The organism is Streptomyces sioyaensis (assembly GCF_004122735.1).
Taxonomy (GTDB): Bacteria; Actinomycetota; Actinomycetes; order Streptomycetales; family Streptomycetaceae; genus Streptomyces; species Streptomyces sioyaensis.
The window spans coordinates 1-4,118 of sequence record NZ_SDIF01000242.1; the positions used below are offsets into that span (position 1 = coordinate 1).

The 4,118-nt window shown below is 69.7% G+C and carries 3 protein-coding genes; all 3 read right to left on the bottom strand.

All coding sequences use genetic code 11. The features are described from left to right. The coding region (locus EST54_RS33480) for a roadblock/LC7 domain-containing protein (RefSeq protein WP_161989316.1) at positions 1 to 287 on the bottom strand (287 nt) is incomplete at its 3' end. A gap of 10 nt (positions 288 to 297) precedes the next feature. Further along, positions 298 to 3,426 (bottom strand): sensor histidine kinase, encoded by a 3,129-nt coding sequence (locus EST54_RS33485; protein WP_161989343.1) that lies wholly within the window; start codon positions 3,424 to 3,426, stop codon positions 298 to 300. Between the two features lie 404 nt (positions 3,427 to 3,830). Further along, on the bottom strand, positions 3,831 to 4,118 hold a 288-nt coding region (locus EST54_RS33490), incomplete at its 5' end, for a GTP-binding protein (protein WP_174857568.1).

Below are 4,118 nucleotides of genomic sequence, written 5' to 3' on the forward strand. Positions count from 1 at the left end.
GCCAGCGACGATCCGTCGGAGACGGACATGATGAAGAGGAAGCCGCGCTCCATCTCCACCACGGTCTGGTTGACGCTCCCGCCCTCGAAGATGCGGGACGCGCCGGAGGTCAGCGAGGTCAGGCCGGAGGCCACCGCCGCCAACTGATCGGCTCTGTCACGAGGGAAGCCCTCGGACATGGCGAGGAGGAGACCGTCCGCGGAGACCACGACCGTGTGGGACACCCCGGGGGTGTTGTCCACGAAGTTGGTGATCAACCAGTTCAGATTCTGCGCCGCCTGGCTCATCGGGCTCACACTAACGCTCCTGATCGTAGGTGCTGCCGGGGCCGTAGCCCTGTTGGTCATTCTGGGGGACCCCGGAGGGATCCGTGCCGACGCTGCGTCCCTGCTGGACACCGCGGCGCAGGTTACTCAGCCTGCCGCGGACGTCCTCCGGGGCGCGGGAGACCTGGGGGCCGCCCTGTGGGGTCTGCTCCGCGGCACCTTCGACCAGGTTGGCCTTGGGCACCCGCCGGGGGAGACCGGAGGAGGTGACTCCGCCCGCCTTCGGCTCGCGCAGTCCCCCCGCCCGTTCCCAGCGCGCGTCGTTGGAACTGCGCCAGTCGGAGCCGTCCTGGCCGGTCTCCGGCGCGCTCCGCTGCTGCTGCACCTGCGGTGCCTGCTGGTCGCGGCCTCCGCGGCGCGGAAGGCCGGCGTCCGTCAGCGGCTGGGCGTCGCTCGGTGTGGGGCCCGGACGCTGGAATGGTACGCGCTCAGGGCCGTCAGCGGGAGCGGCAGATGCATTCCGGTCAGATTCCGCTTCGGTCCCGAAGTAGCCCTCGAAGGCAGGCCGTTCGTTCCACTCGTCCGGCTGCGCCGTCTCGTGGGACACGTATGGGTGCTGGCCGGTGGTCTCCGCGAAGCCCGGATCGGCGAACGCCTGGCTGCCGTGGGACCGGTCGTCGTAGAGCGGTTGATCGGCTTCCGCATATGCCTGGCCGGGGAAGTCCTGCGCCTGGCCGCCGGGGAAGTCCTGCGCCTGGCCGGGGAAGTCCTGGTAGGCGTCGGCGGACGGCACCTCGTCACGGAAGAGCGGTCGGTCACCGCCGACCGGCTGCTCACCGGAGGCCTGGGCCTCCAGGGCGGCCCGGCGCTCCTCGCGGATCAGCGAGCGGCCCACCATGTCCATGTCCGCGGCGTCCTGGCGGCCGTAGCGGCTGTCGTCGAAGCCCAGCTCGGCGGCGGTGCGCTGGCGGCTCTGACCGTCGTGCGACGCCTGCTGGTGCTCCGGAACGATCCGGGAGACCGTGAAGTCGTCGTCGAACCGCTCCTCGCCGCCACCGCCGTGGGTGATCGCCTCGGGCAGCATGACCAGGGACGTGGTGCCCGCCTGCTCGCCGGAGGGGCGCAGCTGCACCCGGATCCCGTGCCGGTCGGCCAGCCGGCCGACCACGAACAGGCCCATGCGCTGGGAGATCGCGGCATCCACGCTGGGCGGGTTGGCCAGCTTGTGGTTGATGTCCGCGAAGTCCTCGGGGGTGAGCCCGATGCCCTTGTCGTGGATCTCGATCATCACCCGGCCGTCGGGCAGCCGGGTCGCGGCCACCCGCACCTTGGTCTGCGGCGAGGAGAACGTGGTGGCGTTCTCCAGCAGCTCGGACAGCAGGTGCACGAGGTCGGTCACGGCGGTGCCGTGGATCTCGCTCTCGGGGACGCCGGTGAGGTCGATGCGCTCGTACGACTCGACCTCACTGATCGCCGCCCGCAGGACGTCGACCAGCGGCACCGGCTGGTTCCAGCGGCGGCCGGGCTCCTCGCCCGCGAGGATGAGGAGGTTCTCGCCGTTGCGCCGCATGCGGGTGGCGAGGTGGTCGAGCCGGAAGAGGCTCTCCAGCTGGTCCGGGTCCGCCTCGTTGTTCTCCAGGTCGGTGATCAGCTCCAGCTGGCGCTCGATCAGGCCCTGGTTGCGGCTGGAGAGGTTGGTGAAGATCGCGTTGACGTTGCCCCGCAGCAGTGCCTGCTCGGCGGCGAGCCGGACGGCCTCGCGGTGGACCTGGTCGAAGGCCCGGGCGACCTCGCCGATCTCGTCGGTGGTGGCGATCGGGATGGGCGTCACGCGGGTGTCGACCCGGCCCGGGTCCGTCCGGGAGAGCTGGTCGACCAGCATCGGCAGCCGCTGCTCGGCGATGCCGAAGGCGGCGGTGCGCAGCTGGCGCATGTTGCGGCTCATCCGGCGGGCCATCAGACCGGCCACGACGAAGGCGATGATCAGCGCGGCCAGCACGATGCCGGAGTCGACGAAGGTGGACTGGCGGGCGTCGTCGGAGATCTGCGCCGCCTCGTTCACGGCCTTGTCCGCCAGGTCCTTCTCGATGGACCGGTACATGCTGAACTTGCCGGTCGCCGAGGCGAAGTAGCTGTCGGAGGTGATGCCGCGGGTGCTCAGTGACTCCGGCGCCGCGCCGGTGGCGATCAGCGTCGACATCTGGTCGATCGTCGGCGGGGTGCGGAACGGCCGGCCGGCGGCCTGTGCCTGCGCCTTCGCCTGGGCGATCTTGTGCTGCGCGGTCTGCTTGAGCGCGGCGGCGTCCTTGTTCAGCCGGGCGACGTCCTCGGGCGTGCCGCCGGAGGTGAACTCGCCGATGGCGATGCCCTCCAGGTAGCGGTACGACGCGAAGGCGGTCAGCTGGAGCTTGTGCTCCTTGCCGCCCTGCGGGGTGGCCGGGTCGACCAGGAGGTGGGTGCCGATGGACCGTTCCAGCGACTCGGCGGCCTTGGCCAGCGCGATGGCGTAGACGGTACGGCCGTAGGACGTGATGTTGCCGGTGCCCAGGCCGAGTTCGTTGGCGAACTCCATCAGGGGGTGCTGGACCTCGACATAGCCCTCTTCGGTCTGCACACCGTGCAGCTTGGAGGTGTAGGCGACCTGGCGCAGCTTCTGGAGCTTGGGCTCGACCTTCTCGAAGGAGGTGAGCCGGCGCTTGAGGCCGGGCTTGTCCGGCATGGCCTTGGCGGCCTCGTGGAACTTGGCGGCGGCGGCGTCGGTGGCGTCCCGCGCCTCCTGCACGACCGGGTCGTCCTTCTTGCCTTCCAACAGCGGCGCCGCGGTGCGGTCCCGCTCGTCGATCATGGCGGTGCTGTAGGAGAGCGCGGCACGCACGAGCTTCGCGGTGTTCTCCGCGTCCTGTGCCTCCTGCCAGGTGGCGAACGAACTGTTCACCCGCAGGCCGCCGAATACCAGGGCGAGCAGCACCGGAATCAGCAGAATGGCGTTCAGACGGGTCGCCACGCGCCAGTTGCGCGGGGAGTACTTCCCGCCACTGACCGGAGGCTTCGCGACCGTGTTTTCGGGCGCGTCGGAAGCCGGTACGCCACCTCTGGGTGGCGGGGTGAAGTTGCCCCGCCGCGGTTCCTGCGGCTCGGGGCTCTCCTTGCTTCGCCTCACTCGACCAACAACCTCTCGGCGCCGGCACTGACTTGCTGTGCCGTTTCTTCTGGGCGTTCCTACTCCGGAGTTTCAGCGAATTTCAGCACGTCAGGGCGGTGCGTTCCAAACACTGGACAAAGGCGGAGCGGGCGCCGAAGTGCCTTAGATAAAAGGGGCGTTAAGGGCGAGCCGCGGCAAAATGCAGGAGGAATGTGAGCGCAGCGAAGCCGGGCATGCGCGCGGGGTGTCGAAACCCCGGTGATTCACTGTCGAAACGTTATGAAGCAAATTTGTATGCGTGTCGAAGGACACAGATCGACTCAGGGCATCCCGGGAACCTGCCCCGTGGCAGGGCGGAACACCCCGGGTGGGGACAACTGCCGTACGGCCCGCGCCGGATGCCGGGCGGGCCGTCGGGCGCGCTACTGCAGGCGGGCCATCAGCGCGTGCTCCACGAGCGTGATCAGGGCGCTCTTGGCCTCGCTGCGGTGCCGGGCGTCGGTGGTGATGATCGGGGTCCCGGGACCGATCTGCAGCGCCTCGCGCACCTCGTCGGGCGTGTAGGGCTGGTACCCCTCGAAGCCGTTGAGGGCGATGACGAACGGCAGTCCGCTGTTCTCGAAGTAGTCGACCGCGGGGAAGCAGTCGGCGAGGCGTCGGGTGTCGACCAGGACGACGGCGCCGATGGCGCCGCGGACCAGGTCGTCCCA